Source organism: Rhodococcus sp. Eu-32 (assembly GCF_003336925.1).
In the GTDB taxonomy this organism is placed as follows: Bacteria; Actinomycetota; Actinomycetes; order Mycobacteriales; family Mycobacteriaceae; genus Rhodococcoides; species Rhodococcoides kyotonensis_B.
Map to the genome: position 1 here is coordinate 49814 of NZ_QGNK01000020.1, position 22538 is coordinate 72351.

A 22538-nucleotide genomic window follows, 5' to 3' on the forward strand; every position below is an offset into this window, starting at 1 on the left:
GCACGGGCGGCGCAGCCGCACTACCAGTTCGTGAACAGCAGATGATTGATCAGCAGCGCCGCGAGTACCTGCAGGGCAAGCCAGAACTTGTGCGTCCGCGTGGGAAGTACCGCGGGGGCCAACAACATCCACATCGCGAACGGCAGCCAGATGCGTTCGGTCTCGGCCTTGCTGAGTTGACTCAGGTCGGCCATGACGACGGCGGCGAGCCCCGCAAGGACGAGCAGATTCACCGGATGCAGCCTCGTGAAAATGCGCGGCAGTGCGGCCGGTACGGCAATACCCAACGCGCAGAACAGCGCTGCGAAGTTGGCCCAGCCCCAGTACGCGAACGGCCGGTCCGTCGCGATGCCCTGGTAGTAGCGTTCCTGGACCAGCTCGTACCCGTCGAACCACCAGAAGCCGTACGCCGTGAAGATCGCCGTGACGACCAGCGCACCGGCGACCGCGCCGATCAACGGCCACGCCGTGCGCGCCGCGATCAGCACCGCGATCGCAGGCAGCCCCATCAGCACGAGACCGTAGTTGAGGTAGATGCCGAACCCGAGCAGCACACCGGCCGCGATGGACGCCGGCCACCGGTGATGCTTCGTCGAAACGGCCAGCAGCGCAATGCCCCACGCGACGACACCCGTGTAGAACGCGTCGGCGGACACGGCGATCCAGATCGCGGCGGGTGCGATCGCGACGAACGGCGCTGCCCGACGCGCCATCGTCTCGTCACCGAGAGCCCGCAGCGCCACCATGACCGCCATCGCCGCGCTGGTTCCCACCAGAACGCACAGCCCCGCGGCCCACGCGCCGCCGCTCAGCCCGAGACGGTCGAGCCACACGAACGTCAGCAACGCACCCGGCGGGTGGCCGGAGACGTGCGTCGTCCACGAGTCGGGTTGGTAGTCGAGAATGCGTTCGGAGAAGCCGCGCAACGCCTCCGGGATGTCGGTGATGCCGGGGACCTCGTGCAGATACTCGTCGGTCGACGCGAGCCGGTCGACGAATCCCCGTCGCCACCCGTCGATCATCGCGAGCGACATGGTCCACGCACCCGACGCGGCCCACGTCGACAGCAGGAGCCGTCGCCACGACAGCCGTCGAGCGATCTCGGGACCCCACAGCACGGCGGCGACACCGAGCAGGATCGCGAACGGTGTGCCCCAGCCGAAGTGGATCTCACGGAACCCGAAAAGCGGTGCCGCGTCGGCGAAATCGCGGACCTGCTGCGGAGTTCTGTTGATGATCGGCGTGACGAGCTCGTTGCCCAGGTAGGGGACGACGAACGCCACCGCGACGAGTGCAACGGCAAGAACGGCCGCGACGGATTCTCTCCAATACCGGATGATGTTCACCTAACGTTCGTGCGAGTCACTCGTTGCGCACAGCATAGAAGAGGATGGAAGAGGGAACCATGACAACCAGTGCCCGCCCCGACGTAGCCGTCATCGGCGGTAGCGGCTTCTACTCGTTCTTCGACGACGACGCCGAGTCCGTCGTGGTCGACACCCCGTACGGGGCTACGAGTGGGCCCATCACCGTGGGCGATGTCGACGGGCGCAGCGTCGCGTTCCTGCCTCGGCACGGCGCGAAGCACGAGTACTCCCCGCACACTCTTCCGTACCGGGCGAACATATGGGCGCTGCGGTCGCTGGGCGTACAGCGCGTCTTCGCCCCGTGTGCCGTCGGCAGTCTGGTGGCCCGGTACGGGCCGGGGACGTTCGTCGTCCCCGACCAACTCGTCGACCGTACGTCCGGGCGCGCGCAGACGTACTTCGACGAGGGTGGGGTGCACGTCGAGTTCGCGGATCCGTACTGCGGCGATCTGCGTGCTGCGGCACTGCAGGACGGAGTCGTCGACGGCGGCACGATGGTGGTCGTCGAAGGACCGCGGTTCTCGACGCGGGCCGAGAGTCAATGGTTCGCCCGGCAGGGGTGGACGCTGGTCAACATGACGGGCCACCCGGAAGCAGTCCTCGCCCGGGAACTCGAGCTCTGCTACGCGCCGATCGCCCTCGTCACCGATCTCGATGCAGGAATCGAAGCGGGACAGGGAGTTCGCGCGGTCGACGTGTTCGCCGAGTTCGCGCGGAACATCGAGCCGTTGAAGACGTTGGTGCGTGGCGCCATCGGCGCAGCTCCGACCGGTCCGTGTTCGTCCTGCCGAATCCACGACGGCGCCGACCTTCCGATCGAGTTGCCATGACACGCGTATTGCTCACCGGTGCAGCCGGTTTCATCGGCGGTCATATTCTCGAGGCGTTGCGTCCCGAACACGACGTTGTGGCCGTCGACGTGTATCTGGCGTCGGCTCACGGCGATTCGGGCCGCTCCGACGGCATTGCCGCAGTCGATGTGCGGGACCGAGAGGCGTTGGCGTCCTCGCTGAAAGGCGTCGACGTCGTCTGTCATCAGGCTGCCGTCGTCGGCGCGGGTGTGAATGCCGCCGACGCCCCGGCATACGCGAGCCACAACGACTTCGGCACCGCCGTGTTGCTCGCGGCGATGGCCGACGCCGGATGCACGCGGCTGGTGTTGGCGTCGTCGATGGTCGTCTACGGCGAGGGACGCTATCGCACCGAGGACGGCAGGATCGTCGTTCCTGGCCCGCGGACCCGTGCAGATCTGGATTCGGGCCGCTTCGACAACACCGACCCGGACACCGGTGAATCGCTGGAGTGGACCCCCGTGCCCGAGGACGCGCCGCTGCACCCTCGAAGCACCTATGCCGCAAGCAAGCTCGCCCAGGAGAACTACGCACTCGCCTGGTCGCTCGCGACGGGCGGATCCGTGACAGCACTGCGCTACCACAACGTCTACGGTCCGCACATGCCGCGAAACACGCCGTATTCCGGTGTCGCAGCGATGTTTCGGTCGTCGCTCGAGGCCGGCCGCGCGCCGCAGGTCTACGAGGACGGGGCGCAGGCCCGCGATTTCGTCCACGTCCACGACATCGCGACGGCCAATGTTCTGTCGATCGACGCCGCGTTGCCGGGGTTCACGGCGCTGAACGTGTCGTCCGGACAGCCGATCACGATCGGCGAGGTCGCTACCGCACTGTCCGACGCGTGCAACGGCCCAGCTCCCGAGGTGACGGGCCAGTATCGATCGGGCGACGTCCGGCACATCGTCGCGAGTCCCGAGCGGGCGCGGCAGCTGATCGGGTTCGAGGCAGCCGTCGGGCCACGGGACGGACTGCGCGAGTTCGCAACGGCTCCTCTGCGCGACGCCGAGAGCACAGGAGCGCCGAGTGTCTGACGTGACCGTGATCATCCCGTGCATGAACGAATCCGGTTCTCTGCCGGGCGTTCTCGCGCGCATCCCGGGCGGCTATCGCGTCGTCGTGGTCGACAACAACTCGACCGACGGTACCGCCGACGTCGCTGGCGCGCACGGGGCGACGGTCGTTCACGAGACCCGGCCCGGATACGGGTCGGCCGTTCACGCCGGGGTTCTGGCTGCCGAGACCGACATCGTGTGCGTTCTCGACGGCGACGGCTCGATGGATCCCGCCGAGCTTCCGATGCTCGTCGCGGAGTTGGACCGCGCCGACCTCGTGGTGGGGCGTCGCAGATCGAGACACTCGCCGATACATGCACGCGTCGGCAATTACGTTCTGGCCCTGCGTCTTCGCACGAAATACGGCCTACCCGTGCACGATCTCGGTGCGATCCGCGCGGTGCGTCGCGCAGCGCTCCTCGACCTGAACGTCACCGACCGCCGCTCCGGCTACCCGCTGCAATTGCTGGTGCTCGCGTCGAAGGCGGGGTGGCGCGTCGTCGAACGCGACGTCACCTACAGCCCACGCACCGCGGGCGCATCGAAGGTGTCCGGTTCGATCAAGGGCACCGTCGTCGCGGTGCGCGACTTCTGGAAGGTGCTGTCGGAGTGAACGTCACCGCGCTCGTCGTCGCCAAGGCCCCGGTCCCCGGTCTCGCCAAGACGCGGCTGGCCGCCACCGTCGGTGCCGACGCGGCCGCCGACATCGCCGCTGCCGCACTGCTCGACACGCTCGACGCGGTCGCGGACGCCGACTTCGCTACCCGCGTCGTCGCACTGACAGGCGACCTCGACGCCGCCGCCCGAGGGACCGAGATCGCCGCCAGATTGGCGTCGTACACCGTGGTTCGGCAACGCGGCGACGGATTCGCCGAGCGACTCGTGAATGCACACATGGACGCCTTCCACGGGCTACCTGTATTCCAGATCGGTATGGACACGCCGCAGGTGACGCCCGAACTGCTGAACGTGTCGGCCTCGCGGATGACCGACGGGCGATCGGTGCTGGGCCTGGCCCAGGACGGCGGGTGGTGGGCGCTGGGAATTCCCGACGCGTCGCTGGCGCGGGCGCTGCTCGACGTGCCGATGTCCACGCCCGAGACGGGCGCCGAGACGTTGGCGGCCCTGACGGCCCGGGGCGCGGAGGTCACGATGCTCGACGTGCTGCGGGACGTGGACCATGCGTCCGATCTGGCGATCGTTGCGGCAGATTGTCCGCCGGGTGGACGCTTCGCCCTCGTGAGTGCGAATGTATAGAGCGCTGTACATTACCGATAGCGGGTGTCGATAGCGTAGGATAGGGAAGTATGGGGAACGACTTCTACACCGCCGAGCAGGTTGCCGAGCTTCTCGGCCTGCACGTGCGGACCGTACGCAACTACATCCAGGACGGCCGGCTGCCCGCGGTGCGGATCGGCAAGCAGTACCGCATCACGCCTGCCGGACTCGCGTCGCTCACCGGAGGCGACGCTCCCGCTGATCGTCCCGACGTGCACGTCACCAGCATCGTCACTGTCGACACGATCGACCGGCAGACCGCGTCGCGCCTGGCCACGTCGCTTCAGGCTTCCGCCATGGGGCGCGGCAACGCCGGAACACGCCTGCGGATCGACACCGCCTACGACGACACCGCGTCGACCTGCAAGATCGTCGTGATGGGCGACGCCCTCGACACCGCGGAAGTGCTGCGTCTCGTCGACGCCTTCGTCGAGGGAACGCGATGACCATCCTGTTCGTAGACGCCGACGGACCTCTGCTCGGTTCTGAATCCGATGCCGTCGACCTGGTCGGTGACGCATTCGGACTTGAAGCAACAATGATCGCCATTCCTGCCGAACGATTTCGTCCCGAATTCTTCGAGCTCCGAACTCGGCTGATGGGGGAATTCACGCAGAAATTGGTGAACTATCGAATTCGGCTGGCCATCGTGGGTGACATCAGCAGATTCACGCAGGTCAGCGAGTCGCTACGCGCATTCGTCGCCGAGTCCAATCGCGGCCGACACATCTGGTTCGTTGCCGACCGAAGATCTCTACAAGATCGCATCGCAACAATCGACTAGCTGGTTTCTACGGTTTTTCTCAGAGGCGAGTGCTAGAAACACTATGTGGTCGGGTTACTCATCGGCATTGCGATCTGGTTGGCGTTGGCATTGATTGTCGCCGTCGTACTGGGCCGTGTCGCGAAGCGAGCCGACAACGAAGAACTCGGCTCGACGCTGAACTGGAACACCTCGGAGATCGACGACAGCGTGCATCACGACTGAGCGCTAGTCGGCCCGTTCCACTAGCGCGTTCAGGATGTCCGCAGCGGTGGCCAGGGTGTCACGCTGCTCGTCCGTCAACTCGGCCAACTGCTCCGCGAGAACTCTCTCGCGTGACGCGACATCCTGCGACGCCACTCGACGGCCCTCGTCGGTGAGCGTCAGCAGCACCTGGCGACCGTCCGTCGGGTGCGGAACACGCTCGATCAAGCCCATCTCGAGCAGCGCGGACGACGACCGTGAGATCGACGGCGGCTTGATCCGCTCTCGCACGGCGAGCTCACCCGTCGTCGTCGGCCCCTCGCGAAACAGCGTCGCCAGAATCGACAGATGTGCGACGGGAATCTTGTCGCTGGAATGCCGCAACCTGAGCTGCCGGTTCAGACGCATGGCCATGACCGACAGATCCCTCGCGAGGTGCGGGTCGGTGCTCACTCGAACAGGTTAGCGCGGCGAATCATTGCATTTCGAGAACCGATTACCCGTTTCTGTCGGTTTCTTGGGCTAAACTACCGGGCGCTCGTTCGAAACAGGGTGGAAGCCGGGGGGCTTGGTGAAACGATCTCTTGCCGTAGGTATTACTGTGCTCGTGCTGTCGCTGGTCGCTGCAGGACAAGCTGGCGCTAACCCCAATGCCGTCAATCCCATTCCGGGCCTCAACGGGGTGTTCGGCCTTCCGCCCCTGACGGGACGCACTGTCGCGGTCGCGCAGGCGACAGGCCTCGCCAGCGCCAACATGACCCAGAACTACAACATGCTCGGCACCGACCTCGGCATCATGTGGGACAACGGCAACGGCGAAATCCTCACCGCCTTCGGAGACACCGCAGGACTCGGCCTGCCCAATCTGTTGCAGGGCAGCGTCTGGTCCTGGAAGAGCAACTCCCTCGTGCGCAGCCGCGACGGCAATCTCGCCGACGGCATGAACTTCGACAGCATCGTTCGCGACCCACTGGGCCAGGCCAAGGAACTCGTTCCCAGCCCGAAGATCCCCTTCGTCGAGATCAGCCGCATTCCGACGGCCGGGGTCGCCCTCGGCCCCAACCAGTTCATGAGCTTGATGTCGGTCAAGAACTGGGGCGAGCCCGGCAAGTGGGAGACCAACTACTCCGGCCTCGCCGTTTCGGGCGACAACGGCGAGAACTGGGCGGTCGTCCCCGAGACGCAGCGCAACTGCGACGGCGGGAACCGCAACTTCCAGCAGAACGCGTTCTTGAAGGACGGCGGTTTCGTGTACGTCTACGGAACCCCTCCGGGACGAGGCAACTTCGGTCACGTCGCACGGGTGCCCGAGAAGGACATCCTGAATCTCGGCGAGTACGAGTACTGGAACGGCAGCGAGTGGAAGAAGAACGATCCGGCAGCGGCTGTCCCGATCGTCGACAACGTCGGTGAGCTGTCCGTCGCGTACAACCAATACCTGGGCCAGTACCTGATGCTCACCACCGACCCCTTCAACTCCATCGTGATGCGGCGCGCCTCGTCCCCCGCCGGTCCGTGGAGTCCGCCCGAGGTCGTCGTCGACACGCGACAACTCCCGAGTGCATACGCGCCGTTCATTCACCCATGGTCGTCGGGCCGGGATCTCTACTTCCTCGCCACCGTGCATCAGAACTACAACGTCCTGCTGCTGCGTACGACGCTGTAGGACAGCCCGTTTCAGCCGGGCTGCTGGCTGCGGTGTCACGCCGATAGGCTCGTGACATGGACGCCGCAGACTGGGACCGCAAGTATTCGAGCCGGGATCTGGTCTACGGAGCGCCGCCCAATCAGACGCTCGTCGAGATCGCCACGTCGCTGCCGCGCGGTCGTGCGCTGGATCTGGCGTCGGGCGAGGGGCGCAACGCGCTCTGGCTCGCGACGCGCGGCTGGGAGGTGACGGCCGTCGACTTCTCTGCGGTCGGACTGACGAAGGGGTTCGAGATCGCGTCGCGGTCGCCGAAGTCGGTCCGCGACCGGCTGACGTGGGTTCATGCGGACGTGACACAGATCGCTCCCGAACCGACGTATGACTTGGTTCTCGTGCTGTATCTACATCTGTCCCACGAGCAACGACGCAAAGCAATCCACAACGCGCTCGACGCGTTGAAACCTGACGGAATCCTCATGATTCTCGGGCATCATTCCGACAACATCTCCGCTGGGGTGGGCGGACCCCAGAATCCCGAACTACTCTATACGGCAGAGGAATTGGCGATCGATGTCGGGGATCGAGCCGTCGTTTCTCGATGCGACAGAAGGCTCAGAACAACCGACAGTGGTACCGCCATCGATGCTTTGCTACTCGCCGGTAAGTCCGGTCTTGGCAGCCGGAACGAACGGGGGTAACATGCCTCTATGTTACCGACGAGTAGCTAACTTGGGCGGTACTCACGAGACCGCACCACCGACTGGAGAGCGACGCAATGGGCCATTACAAGAGCAACCTTCGGGATCTCGAGTTCAACCTCTTCGAGCTGTTCGGGCTCGACGAGTCCCTCTCGGGTGACAACTTCGGCGACCTCGACGGCGAGGCGGCCCGCGACATGCTTCGCGAGGTAGTACGCCTGTCCGAGGGCCCGCTGGCCGAGTCCTTCGCGGACGCGGACCGCAACCCACCCGTGTTCGACCCCGAGACCCACACCCTGAAGCTGCCCGACTCGTTCAAGAAGTCGTTCAAGGCGCTCTACGACGGTGAATGGTGGCGCGTCGGCCTCGACGAGGAGATCGGCGGCATCGCTGCACCTCGCAACCTGGGCTGGGCCATCAACGAGATGCTCCTCGGTTCTCAGCCCGCTGCATTCATGTACTCCGCCGGACCTTCCTTCGCCAACGTGCTGTTCCACAACGGAACCGACGAGCAGAAGGAATGGGCCAAGGTCATCGCAGAGCGCCAGTGGGGCGCCACGATGGTTCTCACCGAGCCGGACGCCGGATCCGACGTCGGCGCAGGCCGCACCAAGGCGATCAAACAGGAAGACGGCTCCTGGCACATCGAGGGCGTCAAGCGCTTCATCACCTCGGCCGTCTCCGACGACCTGTTCGAGAACATCTTCCACCTCGTGCTGGCCCGCCCCGAGGGCGCAGGACCCGGCACCAAGGGACTCAGCCTCTTCTTCGTCCCGAACACGCACTTCGACTTCGAGAAGGGCGAGCTGGGCGAGCGCAACGGCGTCTTCGTCACCGGCGTCGAGCACAAGATGGGTCTGAAGGCGTCGGCCACGTGTGAACTGACGTTCGGCGGCCACGGCATTCCCGCACAGGGATGGCTCGTCGGCGAGGTGCACAAGGGCATCGCGCAGATGTTCGACGTCATCGAGCATGCGCGAATGATGGTCGGCACCAAGGCAATTGCCACGCTGTCCACCGGCTACCTCAACGCACTCGACTACGCCAAGGAGCGTGTCCAGGGCGCCGACCTGACGCAGATGACGGACAAGTCCGCGCCGCGCGTCACCATCACGCACCACCCCGACGTTCGACGCAGCCTGATGACGCAGAAGGCATACGCCGAGGGCCTCCGCGCGGTCTACCTGTTCACGGCCGCCCACCAGGATCCGATCACCGCGAAGCAGGTGTCCGGCGCCGACGAGGACCTCGCCTTCCGCGTCAACGACCTGCTGCTGCCCATCGTCAAGGGCGTCGGTTCGGAGATCGCGTACCACCAGCTGGCAGAGTCGCTGCAGACTCTCGGTGGTTCCGGCTTCCTGCAGGACTATCCCATCGAGCAGTACATCCGTGACTCGAAGATCGACTCGCTGTACGAGGGCACCACGGCCATCCAGGCGCAGGACTTCTTCTTCCGCAAGATCGCCCGTGACCGCGGCGTAGCGCTGGCTCATGTTGCAGGACAAATCAAGTCGTTCATCGACAGCGAAGCGGGCAACGGCCGCCTCAAGGCAGAGCGCGCACTGCTGAACACCGCGCTCGAAGACGTGCAGGCCATCGTCACCTCGATGACCCAGCAGCTCATGGGCGCTCAGGAACACCCGACCGAGCTGTACAAGGTCGGACTCGCATCCGTGCGCTTCCTCATGGCCTTCGGTGACCTGCTCATCGGCTGGCTGCTGCAGCGTCAGGCCGAGATCGCCATCACGGCACTCGACAACGGTGCCGAGGGCGCAGACAAGGCCTTCTACGAGGGCAAGGTCGCTGTGGCATCGTTCTTCGCCAAGAACGTGCTCCCGCAGCTCACGGCAACTCGCACCATCCTGACGAACCTCGACCTCGACGTCATGGAGCTCGACGAAGCCGCATTCTGATCTTCGGCTTCTCGACGGCCGCACCCGACTTCGGGTGCGGCCGTTGGTGTTTCTGGGTTCTGCCCGCAGACGCTCACCATTTCGCTGGATGCACGCGGAATCGTTGGCCATTTGCCGTGCACCTGGCAAAACGGTGAGCCACTAACGGAGCTTTCCCGGCCGCACGCTGGCCGTCGGCTTCGGGGAGTTCTCGGCCCTCACGATCGCTCGACGGATTCGGTCCACTACGACGTCGAACGTGAAGATTTCGCTCCACGTCCACCTGACGACCTGCAGTCCGGTGTCGCGGATCGAGTCCTCTCGTTTCTTCTCCTCGAAGACAGCGTCCCCGGGATCCTGCCCAGGGCGAAGGAATTTCCCGTACTTCACCTTGCCGTCGCACTCACCCATGACCGCGGGCGTCACACCGAAATCACTTCGTCCGAGGAACCTGCCCCTCGGATCGCGAACCTCCACCTGTAGCTCGACGTCCCGAAAACCGTGCTGATGCAGCCGAATTCGACTCAACGACTCGGCGACGCTTTCGCTCCGCGCGTCCACCATGTCCGCGACACGCCGGGCAGAGGCGATGCCCTGCCATCGACGTGCACGTTCCAACTCTTCTGCGACTTCGTCGAGCGATGCGCCGTGCCTCATCGCGACATCACCGAGCACCACCGCGGTATCCAGTGACATTGTCCGAGCGATGTCGACGAGTGTGCGTGCGAGTGTCGTGGTTCGAAAGCCGTCGACGATCACAACTTCGCCGAGGGGCGAACAGTGCGTCACCACCCCTTTCGACGTCCGGCCACCACCACGCCGATCACGTGTCACGTGGACCCGTGACAAATCGATCCCGTAGAGGGGAAGTCCATGAAGTATCGCAGCCGATTCGTGACTCACCACTGCTTTGTCCGACAACGTGGGCAGGACCGCGTCGATGAGTAGTCGATGCGTGGACCTGGCGTCGAGAGAGTCCGAGTGGTCTGCACCGATGTAGTTACCGTGGTGCAGCGTCCTCCAGCCGCCGCTCGTGCGCAGCGCGCGAATTTCGTGGTCGGCCAGGCCCATCGACAACGCGTCGCGACGACTGAGCAGCCGGGTGGGATCGAGTTCCATGCCGCCAAGACTGCACGCTGCCAACGCTCCCGAACGGGCTCCGCCGCAATCTGTGCACAAGTTCTGGGCCTGTGGATAGATTCCGGCACGGACGTACCGTAATGAGGTCCGTGACACATGCTCACCACTTCGCCAGACGCGCTCGAATTGGCTAGCAATTTGACGTGCGTCTGGCGAAACGGTGAGCGGCTACGGACCGCGTTCCCTCGATCGGCCGCGTGAGGGAGGAAGGACGCTACGCCTGCAGACGGCGGAACTTGCTGCCGTGGAAGATGATCGGACTGATTTCGCTCTGCACCTCGAGCGAATGGATACGCAGCAGCACGATGACGTGGTCGCCGGCGGGAACCTGCTGGTCGATGCTGGTCTCCAGCCAGGCGGTGGCACCCTCGATGAACACTGCGCCCTGGTCGGTGGTCAACAGCTCGAGACCTGCGAACCGGTCACCGGTCTTCGCCGCGAGCGTGCGGGCGGCATCGTTGTGCGCTTCCCCGAGGACGCTGACGCCGATGCTGCTCAGACCCTCGAGCTTCGGCCACGTCGTCGACGTGTTCTGAATGCAGACGGCGACGAGTGGAGGTTCGATCGACACCGCGACGAAGCTGCTCGCAGCAAGTCCGACCGGGGTCCCGTCGATCTCGGCGGCGATGGCGACGACACCGCTGGGGAACTGGGCGTAGGCCTGACGAAGCGTCGTCTGGTCGAGGTCGGTGTGCGTGAGCGTCATGCCGATGCTCCCTTTCGTGCGTCTGCTGCGGCCGTGACGGTGGGTCCCCATCGCCGCGCATAGTCCACGATACGAGTATCGGTGGTGTAGCTGCTGTCCAACAGGTACAGACCAGGTGCAGGGGTGATCGCACCGAGCTCGACGAGCACCGGCTTCAGCAGCAGATCGGGTGCCAACGCATGCGCGGGCCCTGCGCCCAGCATCAGCGGAACGGCGACGACGTCACGCAAGCCCTCGTCGGTGGCGAACTGGTCCAGAAACAGTTTGAGAAGACCGGTGTACGTCGCCTTGAACGTCGGGCTCGCGAAGACCACGATGTCGCTGGACGCAACCGTGTCCACGGCCGCCTTCACCGCTTCGTCACCCCACCCGAGCAGGCCCGCGCCCAAGGTGACGACGTCGATCTCCTGGTCCGCCTGCCCACCGGTGAGCTGCGATGCGAGCAGTCCCGCCGCCTCTAGGGTTCGCGAACCCGGCTTCGGATTGCCTGCCACCACCGTGACTGTCATGCGCCTACTTTCGATCGGAGAACACGTGCACGTCCAGCCAACCCGGTCGAGGTTCGCGTGTCCACGGTCAGAATCATCGTGATTCTTTCGAGGGGGAATGAAATGGCGTCGCGCGACGCTGGACTTTCTGGAACAAATAGTTAGCAAGAGTACGGAGGCCGGAACGTGCCAAGGATCGACAGCTACATCGCGCTCGGAGATTCGTTCACCGAGGGCGTCGGAGACACCGACCCCGCCAGCCCGAACGGCGTCAAGGGCTGGGCAGATCGCGTCGCCGAGCAGTTGGCCGTCGGCAATCCCGAGTTCCGCTACGCGAACCTCGCCGTCCGCGGCAAGCTTCTGGACCAGGTGATCGAGGACCAGGTCGGCATCGCGATCGAGGCGGCCCCGGATCTCGTCACCATCTACGCAGGCGGAAACGACATGATGCGGCCGAAGGTCGATATCGACGGCATCGTCGCCCGCTACGACGCGGCCCTCGCCGATCTGAAGGCCACGGGAGCGCGCGTCGTCGCCTTCACCGCCTACGACGCCGGCTGGTCACCGATCTTCCGCATGCTCCGCGGTCGCACCGCGATCTACAACGAGCTGCTCCGCGGCGTCGCCGAACGCCGTGGCGTCGAGCTCGTCGACTACTGGCGTTTCGACGGCTACGACGACCCACGTATGTGGGACTGGGACCGGCTGCACATGTCGACCCTCGGTCACACACGGATGGCAGCGGAAGTACTCGACTTCCTGGGCGTCCCCCACTCGATCGAGGTCGACGCCCTCGATCCCCTGCCTCCTCTCGCGGCCGCCGAGAGGCGTCGGGAGAACACGGAGTGGGTCAGGTCGTTCGCAGGACCGTGGGTGTCGAGACGATTGCGCGGCACGTCGTCGGGTGACGGTGTGGCGCCGAAACATTCGTCGTTGCAGGCGCTGTAGCTACTCGCCGTCCGCCGGTGGGGTCGCCGCAGGCGGTTCGGCGGGCGCGGGCCGATTCGCCGGGGTCTCCTCGGACGGCGAATCGGCAGGCGCCTCCGGCTCGGGTTCGGGCTCGGCTGAGACGCACCTGACGATCGGGATCGGGTCGTACTTGACCGTCCGCGTGTTGCGCGAGATCTCGTTGCCCGTCGCCACATCCGTGATCACCCTGGTGTCGCTTGCCGTGAATCCTGGTCCACCGCTCGACGGTACGCACGCGCTGCCCGCGGGCAACGTGATCGTGTTCGGGCTCGTCGGGTTGGTGCGCGGTCCGGTGATCGACTCGACGTCGACCGTCTTGGTGCCCCAAAGACGCACCGTGACATTGGAACTCGTGCCGAACGACTCGATCAGCACACCGGTTTTGGTCGGGTTGGTGAACTTCAGGTCGATCGCGCCCTCGAACACCGTCGCCTCACGCGCTTCCGGGTAGCGGCTGATGTAGTAGCTGTGTTCGGTATGCCCGGCGTCTTCCATGCCACCGAAGTACGACGCGTTGTACAGCGTCGTCGCGAACTGACTGATGCCGCCGCCGACGGCGCGATCGGGTCGGCCGTTGTCGATGATGCCGGACTCGACGAATCCCTGCGCCGACCCACGGGGCCCGGTGTACTCGTTGAGCGAGAACGTTTCTCCCGGCTTCACGAGAGCGCCGTTGACGATGTCGGCGGTCAGACGAATGTTGACACCTGACGCGTACTCGAACCCGCCTGTCGTGAACTCGCCGATGACCTCGTTGATTCCGAGCGCCTGCGCGCCTTCCGTCGTCAACGCGGGTTGCGCCTGGTCGTAGACGGCCTCGGTCGACCGCGAGTCGGAGGATCCGAGCAGAGTCGGCAACTGCTCCAACGTCTTCGGCCACTGGACGAGTTCGCCGACGACACCGGGCACCACCGTCGGTGCACCGCCTCCGAGCGCGAACGACGCATCCTTTGGCTGGGTTTCCGTCGACGCCAACTGCGGGGCGAGAATCGCGGTGGCGGCCTGCGCGTCGTATCGCTCTGCGAGAGCACCGTTTCCGTCCGGCTCGAACGAGACGACGCTCGCGATGGCGTCCGGCGCGAGGACGGCGGTGGCATTGCCTCGACCGGTGAACACGACCGGCGCGGAGACGGCCGGCGTCGCGACATCTCGAAGAACGCGGTCGACCTCGTCCTGGTGCACGGTCACATCCACCGTCTCGACCGGAAGCTCGACAGTGCCGAAAGCCCAGTTCGATTCGATCTCGTCGCGCGCCGCCGTCACGTCGACGGACTGACCCGGTGCAGGCGTCACCGCGACGGGCGTGGAGCCCTCGAAGACGACGTCGCCTTCGATCGGCTGCCGATCCGTCTGTGCGCGAATCGATTCCACGGCCGCGTCGAGCGCGGGTTCGTCGACCGTCGACTGCACACCGATCTCGCGGTCGGTGAAGAACGACGCCAGTCGCGTGAAGGGGTTGATCGGCTGCGACCCGGCCCGATCGAGCGTCGACGCCCAGTCGACGTCGAGACCTGCTGCAGCAGGGACCAATTCGAGATCTTGGTCGCCGGCGATCACACGCACCGGCTGGTCGACGCGTGCGCCGAGCTCGGACTGCAGACGTTCCTCGGCGTCGTCGTGACTCAGACCGCCGACCGAGATACCGGCAACCGTGACACCGCGGGGCACCGACCCGCTCGTCGACAGCATGTCGGCCGTGTAGAACACCCCGAGAATCGCGACGGCGGCTCCCGCGACGACCGCGATCTTCACTCGCTTCGACGGACCGTCGGCCTCGGACTGATGGGCCGGGGCTTCGGATGAGGCCGGCGCGGATGTTGCGGGCTCGGGTGTTCCGGGCTCGAGTCTTTCGGGCTGCAGTCTTTCGGGCTGCAGTGTTTCGGACTGAGTGGTTTCGGTCTGGGTGGTTTCGGTCTGGGCTGTTCCGGGCCCCGGTGTTTCCGGCTGCTGCGCGTTGGACTGCGGCACTGCCGGCTGAGCTACCGTCGGCGCGGCCGAGTCGACGTCGTCCGGTGCTGCGGCGTCGGAGGGCGCAAGCGCCGAATAGGCCTCGGTCGGCGGGTCGACGGGCGCCTCGTGCTGACCGGCTACGGGCTTCTCGGGAGCGGTCTCGGGGGGCGGTTCGTTCGGATCGATCGCGCGGAGAACCTCGGTGGGAGCGTCGTACGGGGGGACGTCGGGTGCGGCATCATGGCCGGCGGAAGTACCTTCGTCGGGATCCGGCTGTTCTGCACGCCTGTCCCTACCGTCTCCACCGACGCTCACGTTCTCGGCCCTCCCGAACCCCCAGCAATCCAATCGACATCCGCCACGAAGCTTACGCGGGCGCAACCGAACCTTCGCTTCGGAGGATTGGGTCGACAATACGAAGGTGGCCCCGCACCGCTGCCGGGTCGGGGGTCAGGCAGCAGTGCGGAGCCACTCCCAGTATCGCCGGTCTTTGTGATGCGTTACAACGGACGTTGGACTGTCTCTCAAGGTTCATTCGTTCGAATGAGTAACTGTCCAGATTTCCGCGCTGAGCCTGCCGACATTCGCATCATGTGTCTGCTGAAAGTTGCGGCCGCCACGGGCGAAGGTGCGCACAGTGGCCGCCGGAACGCGACGTTCGGGCACAGGCACCCAGCGGCACGGCCGCACATTCACCAAATCCACGTCCGAGGCCGAGGCGTCGTACCGCCAGGGCCCGTCGATCTGCCCGAGGAAATAGTCTCCATCAGCGGAGCGAGTCCAGACGAACGACAGGTCGGGAACAGCGGCGAACCGCTCCAGCCGACGCGCCGTGCGCTCGTCGTACAGCCGATCCGTCCGCGCGACCGCGTCGGCGAAATCAGCGGGAACCGCATCCAATCGACCACCGACTCCGACCACGCCCAGCTCGAGTGCACGATCGACGGCACCCCGCATCGGGGCGCGATAGACGTACCTGTCGGCGTCCGATCTCACGGTCGGCAGATCCATAAACCCCTCGTTTGACGGATCTGCCGACCGGGTCATTCCGCCGGCTCCACTCCTGCCGACCGCCGGCCCCCGCATAGTGCGCTGACTCAGCGCTCGATGATGGCGGTCACACCCTGACCACCGGCTGCACAGATCGAGATCAGGCCACGGCCCGAACCCTTCTCGGCGAGCATCTTGGCCAGCGATGCGACGATGCGACCACCGGTCGCGGCGAACGGGTGGCCCGCCGCGAGCGAGGATCCGTTGACATTGAGCTTGCTGCGGTCGATCGACCCGAGCGCCGAATCGAGGCCCAAGCGCTCCTTGCAGTACTCGTCGCTCTCGAACGCCTGCAACGTGGCGAGCACGACCGACGCGAACGCTTCATGGATCTCGTAGTAGTCGAAGTCCTGCAGCGTCAGACCGTTACGAGCGAGCAGACGCGGAATAGCGTAGGTCGGCGCCATCAACAGGCCGTCCTTGAACGAGCTGTTGCCGTGGATGTAATCGACGGCTGCGGTCTCGGAATCGACGAGGTGCGCGAGCACGGGCAGGTTCCGCTCGGCCGCCCACTCGTCGGTCGACAGCAACGCGGCCGACGCACCATCGGTGAGAGGCGTCGAGTTACCGGCCGTCATGGTGGCGTCGCCGAGCTTGTTTCCGAACACGGGCTTGAGCGTCGACAGTTTCTCGACGGTCGATCCGGGGCGCAGGTTGTCGTCGCGGGTGAGGCCTAGGAAAGGCGTCACCAAGTCGTCGAAGAAACCGCGGTCGTACGCGGCGGCCATGTTCTTGTGGCTGGCGGCGGCGAGTTCGTCCTGGTCCTCGCGTCGAACACCGAATTCTTTGGCGGTGATCGCGGCGTGCTCACCCATGGACAGGCCTGTCCGCGGCTCGCCGTTGCGCGGAATCTCGATGCCGAGCATCGACGGGCGGACGTTGCCGAGCAGCTTGATGCGATCGGTCGTCGACTTCGCGCGGTTGAGCGACAGCAGAAATTCGCGGAGCTCGTCGTTGACGCCGATCGGTGCGTCCGACGTGGTGTCGACGCCACCGCCGATGCCCGCATCGATGCGGCCCGAGGCGATGGCGTCGCCGACCGCGATGACCGACTGCAGACCGGTGCCGCACGCCTGCTGCAGGTCGTAGGCCGGGGTGTACGGGCTCAGAGCGCTTCCGAGAACGGACTCACGAGTGAGGTTGAAGTCGCGGCTGTGCTTCAACACCGCGCCTGCGACGACGAGTCCGAGACGCTCCCCTTGCAGGCCGAATCGGCTGACGAGCCCATCGAGCGTGGCGGTGAGCATATCCTGGTTCGAGGCCTGTGCGTACTTCTTGTCCGAGCGCGCGAACGGGATGCGGTTGCCACCGACAATTGCGACCGGTCGTAGCTGCTTGCTTGTCACTGCGTCTCCCAACATCGCTGAAATAGCCCTGGTGGAGTTTCATCTTACTGACGAGTAAGTTGGTTGTCGACACCCGGTCGAGCGCTTCGCGGCGCCGAATGAAAGGTAGGACATGGCAGCCACCAAGGGAGCCCCAGACCTTTACTCCACGTTCCTGGCGTCCGCGCCGGGCGCGTTCATCGCCAAGCAGGCAGGACTGCCGCAGCCCGAGAAGCTGCGGCGCTACAAGGCAGGCGAACCGCCGCTGGCAGGACCCGTACTGATCGGCGGAAACGGCCGACTCGTGGAACCGCTGCGCACCCTTCTGTCCGACTACCCCCAGGCCCAGCCGCACGACGAGAAGTACGGCGCACTCGTGTTCGACGCCACCGGCATCGGTCAGGTCTCCGAACTCGAGCAGCTGTTCCAGTTCTTCCAGCCGGTCATCCGCAATCTCGCGCCGTCGGCGCGCGTCGTCGTCATCGGTACGACGCCCGAGGAGACAGCCAGCGTCGACGAGCACATCGCGCAGCGCGCCCTCGAAGGCTTCACCCGAAGCGTCGGCAAAGAGGTCAAGCGAGGTGCGACGGCGCAGCTCGTCTACATCTCCCCGAAGGCGTCGACCGGGCTGTCCGGACTCGAATCGACGCTGCGGTTCCTGCTGTCGGCCAAGTCGGCGTTCGTCGACGGCCAGGTCATCGCCGTCGGCGATCAGGACTCCGAAGCTCCCGCATCGTGGGACAAGCCGCTCGCAGGCAAGGTCGCCGTCGTGACCGGCGCTGCCCGCGGCATCGGCGCAACGATCGCCGAAGTACTCGCACGCGACGGCGCCACCGTCGTCGCCGCAGACATCCCGGCTGCAGGTGAAGCACTGTCCGAGACCGCCAACAAGGTCGGCGGCACGTCGCTCGCGCTGGACGTCACTGCGGACGACGCGGGCGAGGTGCTGTCGAAGCACCTGCTCGAGCGTCACGGCGGCGCCGACATCATCGTCCACAACGCAGGCATCACCCGCGACAAGACACTCGCCAACATGGACGAGAGTCGCTGGAACTCCGTCATCGGCGTCAATCTGCTTGCTCCACAACGCATCACCGACCACCTAGTCAAGGCCGGGGCGCTGAAGGAAGGCGGCCGCGTCGTCGACGTCTCTTCCATTGCAGGTATCGCGGGCAACCGCGGCCAGACCAACTACGGAACGTCGAAAGCGGGTGTCATCGGCCTCGTGCACGCGTCGGCGCCGGTTCTCGCCCAGAAGAACATCACCATCAACGCCGTCGCCCCGGGCTTCATCGAAACCGCGATGACGGCCGCCATTCCGTTCGCGACGCGCGAAGCAGGCCGACGCATGAGCTCGCTGCTGCAGGGCGGTCAGACCGTCGACGTCGCAGAAACGGTGGCGTACTTCGCCTCTCCCGCATCCAACGCCGTCACCGGACAGATCGTCCGCGTCTGCGGCCAGAGCCTCCTCGGCGCATGAGCGTCGTCAAGCTCGACGAGCAGCCGAAGACGTCCGACATCTACGCATCGGCGGCACTGGGCGCTCTGCCGTTCCTCGGATCGAGGTCGAACTCGGTGCCCGACACCGTCTTCGAACTGAACGGCCTGCGCGTCGATCCCGACAATCTCGCCGGGTACTGCCGGGCGACGGGTCTGCGATTCGGCGACACCCTGCCGATCACCTACCCGTTCACGCTTGTCTTCCCGACGGTCATGAAACTGATGGTGTCCAAGGCGTTTCCGTTCGCGGCCATCGGATCGGTACACGCCGAGAACGTCATCGAACAATTCCGCGACATCTCGTCGTCGGAGCCGCTGGACGTGCGCGTGCACGCCGAGAACCTGCGCGAACACCGCAAGGGCTTGTTGGTCGATCTCGTCAGCGAAGTCAGCGTCGGGCGTGAACTGGTCTGGAAGCAGACCTCCAGCTTCCTCAGCCTGCAGAAGACCTCGCTGTCGGGTGGTCCACGTGAAGCACCGCCTGCCGACGAAGTGCCACCGCCGCCGACCCGCACCCTGCGAGTCGACCAGAAGACGATCAGCAAGTACGCGTCGATCTCCGGCGATCGGAACCCGATCCACGTGTCGACGTTGGGGGCCAAGGCTTTCGGCTTCCCGCGCACCATCGCGCACGGAATGTGGAGCGCCGCAGCGGTACTGGGCATCGTCGAGGGTCGCGTGCCCTCGCGCGTCACGTACAACGTCCGCTTCGGCAAGCCGATCATCCTGCCCGCGACGGTCAACCTCTATGCCGAACCCGTCGAGTCCGGCTGGGATCTGTCCCTCAAGCACCCGAAAAAGGGTTACCCGCACCTGACCGCCACGTTGAGATAGGTGCCCGGCCCGGGTTCGGTGGTCTGGGTCCGGTGTTCTGGGTCCCCGGAGTGACCGAATGTCACATTCGGTCACTTCGGGCCGGGCCACCAGAGCGAGGGCGCCCCTCGGTCACTCAGAGTGACCCGAAAGCCACATTCGCTCGACCCCCGGCCAGGCTCACCAGAGCGAGGGCGCCCCTGAGTCACTCAGAGTGACCCGAAAGCCACATTCGCTCCGAACCCCCGGGCAGGCCTACCAGAGCGAGGGCGCCCCTGAGTCACTCAGAGTGACCGGAAAGCCACATTCGCTCCGAACCCCCGGGGCGAGACCGAACCCCGGCCGGGCCCATCAAAGCCCACTACCCCAGGTGCGCAGTTTTCTTACCCGCCAGACCACGCCAGGCGAGGTTTTCGAGCAGGTCCGCGGCCGCGTCGACCTCGATTTCGCCACCGGCGACGCGGTCCGCGACGGCTTCACCCGCCCCGACGAGGGCGACGGCCATGAGGCCGAAATTCTGGCCCGGCTCCGGGTCCTTCGTGCTCATCTCGAGCAGTCCGGCGGTCAGTTCGATGAGCCGATCACGACTGCTCTGCACCTGCGACGCGAAGGCCGACTGTCCGATGGCCTGCCGGTACAGCACCATCCAGGACTTTCGGTGTTCGCCGACGAAGCCGAGGAAGCCGAGGAGTGCGCGTCGTAGCTGCTCGCGCGGAGTGAGCGTCGGGTCGGCGGCTGGGGTGAGTGCCTCGACGAACTTGACGCCCTCCCGGTTGATGCACGCGGCGAACAGTTCGTCCTTGGATCCGTAGTACAGGTAAAGCATCGGCTTGGAAATCGACGCCTTCTTGGCGATCGCATCCATCGAGGTCTCGTGAAAACCGTTGTCGGAGAACACATCGACCGCCGCGTCGAGCATCTGCTGCTCCCGGACGGCACGGGGCAATCGCTTGGAGCCGCCAGCCATGTGTCCTCCCAAACAACGTCGAACACATAACCTTACTCCACGGTAAGGAGGCCTACGTCACTACGAGCGTTCGAAGAGCCCGTGAAATCTAGCAGGCACCCTTGAACTGGGCCACAGTGGCAGCCGACCGATCGACCTGCGCGGCAGGCAGACGCCCCGTCGCGACGGCTTCCTCGAGGTTGTCGAGCACTGCGGGCACGTCATCGGTCGTCAGCCACAACGCCACGTCGGCGCCCGCGACCAAGGCGGACTCGACGGCTGCGACGATGCCCAGCCGATCCGTGATCGCGGCCATGCCGCTGAGATCGTCGGTGAAGATCGGCCCGGTGAACGGTGCAGCGCCGTATCCGACGCCGTCGCGCAGCAACTTCATCGCGGCGGGGCTGATGCTGGCCGGGTATCCGGGATCGGTCAGACCGGGAACGTCGAGGTGCCCGACCATGATTCCGACACCTGTCTGGGAGAGAGCCTGATAGGGAAGCAGATCGGACTGACGCAGCTGTTCGAGCGGAGGCGTCGTCACAGCACCGGTGTGCGAATCGCCGGAGCCGGAGCCGTGGCCGGGAAAGTGCTTGATGACGGGCTGAACTCCCGCGTCGCGCAATCCCTGGGCGTACGCCCCGGCGTAGGCGATGACCTCCTGGGGATCCTCGCTGTACGAACGGTCACCGATGACCGAATCGTCGGGCTGGCCACTGACGTCGACGACGGGAGCGAAATCGACGGTGATGCCGAGCTCTTTCAGCTCGGTGCCGCGTTCGAGGGCCATCTGATACGTCTGATCCGGCGTCATCGTCCGGGCTGTTTCACGCGCCGACGGATCGGGACCCAACAGATCTTCGACGCGTGAGACCCTGCCGCCCTCTTCGTCGATCGTCACCATCGGGGGAACCGCGGCCGCCGCGTCGATCTCGGGTACTTGGCCGTAGGCGAGCGTCGACGAATCGGTCCAACTGCCGATGAAAATTCCGCCGACCTGCTCACGGGACATGATGTCGACGGCGTCGGCAGTTCCGGTGACGCCGACCGTCAACAGCTGCGCGAGGCGCTGGCGTTCGGTGAGGGTTCCGACGAACGTCGCACACGCGTCGACCGGCGGCGGAACGACTTCGCTTGTCGTACCGGTCGGTTCGGCGACGGGGACGGGCGAGGACGTGGCAATCGGCGCCGACTCGGAGCTCTGACTACTGCATCCGGTGACGACACCGACCCCGAGCACCACGGCGAGGACGGGCACGGGCGAACGGAACTTCCTCATGACATTCGACCGTAGCGGAGCGGACCGTACCCACGCGATCCCGCGTCCGAACGAGATAACCTTGGACAAAAGCGACATCAGAAGGGAAATTCGATGCCTTCGGACCTGATCCTCATCGCCTACGACGGCTCCGACAACGCCAAACGCGCCATCGAGTACGCAGGCCGCTTTCTGACGACGCGGCGGGCTGTCGTCGTCACCGCATGGGAGCCGATGGTGCGCCAAGCCGCGCGCATGTCGGGACTCTCGGGCGTCATGCAGCCCGAATGGGTTCCCGACGACCAGGCCGAGGACGTCGCGCTGACCGACGCGAAGGTGACCAACAACGAAGGCGTCGCACTCGCAGAACGAGCGGGTCTGGAAGTCGAGGGCAGCTGCGCCGAATGCACGACGGCGATCTGGAGCGCCATCGTCGAGAAAGCCGACGACGTCGACGCCGACATCATCGTCACCGGCACGCGCGGCACGACGGGGCTCCGTTCGTTGCTCCAGAGTTCCGTCGCCGATCATGTGCTGCGCCACAGTCATCGACCGGTGTTGATCGTCCCTCCGGGCAAGTAACGCAGGTTCGCGGTCGCCTGAACCGCGCGTGCACCCGGGCGCCCACGCGTTCGGGTGA

Annotated in this window: 24 protein-coding genes; 14 read left to right on the plus strand and 10 right to left on the minus strand. The window is 65.5% G+C overall.

Features of this window, described 5'->3' with window-relative positions; translation table 11 throughout:
* Nucleotides 1-20 precede the first annotated feature (20 nt).
* Nucleotides 21-1340 carry a hypothetical protein gene (locus tag DK926_RS21175; RefSeq protein ID WP_114332067.1) on the minus strand — a complete coding sequence of 440 codons (1320 nt, stop codon included), beginning with the start codon at nt 1338-1340 and terminating at the stop codon, nt 21-23.
* A 65-nt stretch (nt 1341-1405) separates the two neighbouring features.
* Between DK926_RS21175 and DK926_RS21180 the strand changes: the two genes are divergently transcribed.
* From DK926_RS21180 to DK926_RS26770, 7 genes are read left to right on the plus strand one after another with little or no spacing between them, the layout of a single operon-like run.
* Nucleotides 1406-2197: an S-methyl-5'-thioadenosine phosphorylase gene (locus tag DK926_RS21180; RefSeq protein ID WP_114332068.1), complete on the plus strand. Its 792-nt coding sequence runs from the start codon at nt 1406-1408 to the stop codon at nt 2195-2197.
* The gene (locus tag DK926_RS21185; RefSeq protein WP_114332044.1) at nt 2194-3249 is read left to right on the plus strand and encodes an NAD-dependent epimerase/dehydratase family protein; all 1056 of its coding nucleotides are present in this window, start codon (nt 2194-2196) and stop codon (nt 3247-3249) included. The genes DK926_RS21180 and DK926_RS21185 overlap by 4 nt, the downstream gene beginning before the upstream one ends.
* Nucleotides 3242-3883 carry a glycosyltransferase family 2 protein gene (locus DK926_RS21190; RefSeq protein WP_207890878.1) on the plus strand — a complete coding sequence of 214 codons (642 nt, stop codon included), beginning with the start codon at nt 3242-3244 and terminating at the stop codon, nt 3881-3883. The genes DK926_RS21185 and DK926_RS21190 overlap by 8 nt, the downstream gene beginning before the upstream one ends.
* Nucleotides 3880-4527: a DUF2064 domain-containing protein gene (locus DK926_RS21195; RefSeq protein WP_114332045.1), complete on the plus strand. Its 648-nt coding sequence runs from the start codon at nt 3880-3882 to the stop codon at nt 4525-4527. Before DK926_RS21190 ends, DK926_RS21195 begins: the two co-directional genes overlap by 4 nt.
* Nucleotides 4528-4577: 50 nt before the next feature.
* Nucleotides 4578-4994, plus strand: a complete 417-nt coding sequence (locus tag DK926_RS21200; protein ID WP_114332046.1) for a helix-turn-helix domain-containing protein — start codon at nt 4578-4580, stop codon at nt 4992-4994.
* On the plus strand, nt 4991-5332 hold the full coding sequence (locus DK926_RS21205; protein WP_114332047.1) for a DUF4180 domain-containing protein: 342 nt from the start codon (nt 4991-4993) through the stop codon (nt 5330-5332). Before DK926_RS21200 ends, DK926_RS21205 begins: the two co-directional genes overlap by 4 nt.
* A 45-nt stretch (nt 5333-5377) precedes the next feature.
* Complete coding sequence (locus tag DK926_RS26770; protein ID WP_165839641.1) at nt 5378-5536, plus strand: hypothetical protein; 159 nt, start codon at nt 5378-5380, stop codon at nt 5534-5536.
* Nucleotides 5537-5539: 3 nt separating this feature from the next.
* Here the strand turns inward: DK926_RS26770 and DK926_RS21210 are convergent, their stop codons facing one another.
* Nucleotides 5540-5968, minus strand: coding sequence for a MarR family transcriptional regulator (locus tag DK926_RS21210; RefSeq protein ID WP_243636940.1), 429 nt, complete (start codon nt 5966-5968; stop codon nt 5540-5542).
* 118 nt (nt 5969-6086) lie between these two features.
* Here DK926_RS21210 and DK926_RS21215 point away from each other — a divergent pair, with 118 nt between their 5' ends.
* From DK926_RS21215 to DK926_RS21225, 3 genes are all read left to right on the plus strand, one after another.
* Entirely contained in the window at nt 6087-7181 is a 1095-nt protein-coding gene (locus tag DK926_RS21215; RefSeq protein WP_114332048.1) for a DUF4185 domain-containing protein, read from the plus strand.
* A 56-nt stretch (nt 7182-7237) separates the two neighbouring features.
* Nucleotides 7238-7861: a class I SAM-dependent methyltransferase gene (locus tag DK926_RS21220; RefSeq protein WP_114332049.1), complete on the plus strand. Its 624-nt coding sequence runs from the start codon at nt 7238-7240 to the stop codon at nt 7859-7861.
* A 77-nt stretch (nt 7862-7938) separates the two neighbouring features.
* The gene (locus tag DK926_RS21225) at nt 7939-9774 is read left to right on the plus strand and encodes an acyl-CoA dehydrogenase (protein WP_114332050.1); all 1836 of its coding nucleotides are present in this window, start codon (nt 7939-7941) and stop codon (nt 9772-9774) included.
* A 141-nt stretch (nt 9775-9915) separates the two neighbouring features.
* On the opposite strand, the gene DK926_RS21230 is transcribed toward DK926_RS21225, so the two are convergent.
* From DK926_RS21230 to DK926_RS21240, 3 genes are all read right to left on the minus strand, one after another.
* Nucleotides 9916-10872: a hypothetical protein gene (locus DK926_RS21230; RefSeq protein ID WP_114332051.1), complete on the minus strand. Its 957-nt coding sequence runs from the start codon at nt 10870-10872 to the stop codon at nt 9916-9918.
* Between the two features lie 235 nt (nt 10873-11107).
* Nucleotides 11108-11599, minus strand: a complete 492-nt coding sequence (locus DK926_RS21235; RefSeq protein ID WP_068422701.1) for a flavin reductase family protein — start codon at nt 11597-11599, stop codon at nt 11108-11110.
* Entirely contained in the window at nt 11596-12108 is a 513-nt protein-coding gene (locus DK926_RS21240; RefSeq protein ID WP_114332052.1) for an NAD(P)H-dependent oxidoreductase, read from the minus strand. Before DK926_RS21240 ends, DK926_RS21235 begins: the two co-directional genes overlap by 4 nt.
* 165 nt (nt 12109-12273) lie before the next feature.
* On the opposite strand from DK926_RS21240, the gene DK926_RS21245 reads away from it, so the two are divergent.
* Nucleotides 12274-13035, plus strand: coding sequence for an SGNH/GDSL hydrolase family protein (locus tag DK926_RS21245; protein ID WP_114332053.1), 762 nt, complete (start codon nt 12274-12276; stop codon nt 13033-13035).
* Here DK926_RS21245 and DK926_RS21250 read toward each other — a convergent pair whose 3' ends face one another.
* The 3 genes from DK926_RS21250 to DK926_RS21260 form a co-directional block, all read right to left on the minus strand.
* Nucleotides 13036-15321 carry a VanW family protein gene (locus DK926_RS21250; RefSeq protein WP_243636941.1) on the minus strand — a complete coding sequence of 762 codons (2286 nt, stop codon included), beginning with the start codon at nt 15319-15321 and terminating at the stop codon, nt 13036-13038.
* A gap of 216 nt (nt 15322-15537) precedes the next feature.
* Nucleotides 15538-15963: a GAF domain-containing protein gene (locus tag DK926_RS21255; RefSeq protein WP_114332072.1), complete on the minus strand. Its 426-nt coding sequence runs from the start codon at nt 15961-15963 to the stop codon at nt 15538-15540.
* Between the two features lie 140 nt (nt 15964-16103).
* Nucleotides 16104-17417 carry an acetyl-CoA C-acetyltransferase gene (locus tag DK926_RS21260; protein WP_068422686.1) on the minus strand — a complete coding sequence of 438 codons (1314 nt, stop codon included), beginning with the start codon at nt 17415-17417 and terminating at the stop codon, nt 16104-16106.
* A 97-nt stretch (nt 17418-17514) separates the two neighbouring features.
* Here DK926_RS21260 and DK926_RS21265 point away from each other — a divergent pair, with 97 nt between their 5' ends.
* Nucleotides 17515-18861, plus strand: coding sequence for a 3-oxoacyl-ACP reductase (locus DK926_RS21265; protein ID WP_114332054.1), 1347 nt, complete (start codon nt 17515-17517; stop codon nt 18859-18861).
* Nucleotides 18858-19715 (plus strand): MaoC/PaaZ C-terminal domain-containing protein, encoded by an 858-nt coding sequence (locus DK926_RS21270; RefSeq protein WP_114332055.1) that lies wholly within the window; start codon nt 18858-18860, stop codon nt 19713-19715. The genes DK926_RS21265 and DK926_RS21270 overlap by 4 nt, the downstream gene beginning before the upstream one ends.
* A gap of 340 nt (nt 19716-20055) precedes the next feature.
* Here DK926_RS21270 and DK926_RS21275 read toward each other — a convergent pair whose 3' ends face one another.
* Both DK926_RS21275 and DK926_RS21280 read right to left on the minus strand, forming a co-directional pair.
* Nucleotides 20056-20661, minus strand: coding sequence for a TetR/AcrR family transcriptional regulator (locus tag DK926_RS21275; protein WP_068422675.1), 606 nt, complete (start codon nt 20659-20661; stop codon nt 20056-20058).
* An 88-nt stretch (nt 20662-20749) separates the two neighbouring features.
* The gene (locus DK926_RS21280; RefSeq protein ID WP_068422982.1) at nt 20750-21919 is read right to left on the minus strand and encodes a glycoside hydrolase family 3 N-terminal domain-containing protein; all 1170 of its coding nucleotides are present in this window, start codon (nt 21917-21919) and stop codon (nt 20750-20752) included.
* Between the two features lie 93 nt (nt 21920-22012).
* On the opposite strand from DK926_RS21280, the gene DK926_RS21285 reads away from it, so the two are divergent.
* Nucleotides 22013-22480, plus strand: coding sequence for a universal stress protein (locus DK926_RS21285; protein ID WP_068422672.1), 468 nt, complete (start codon nt 22013-22015; stop codon nt 22478-22480).
* The last annotated feature ends 58 nt before the right edge of the window (nt 22481-22538 follow it).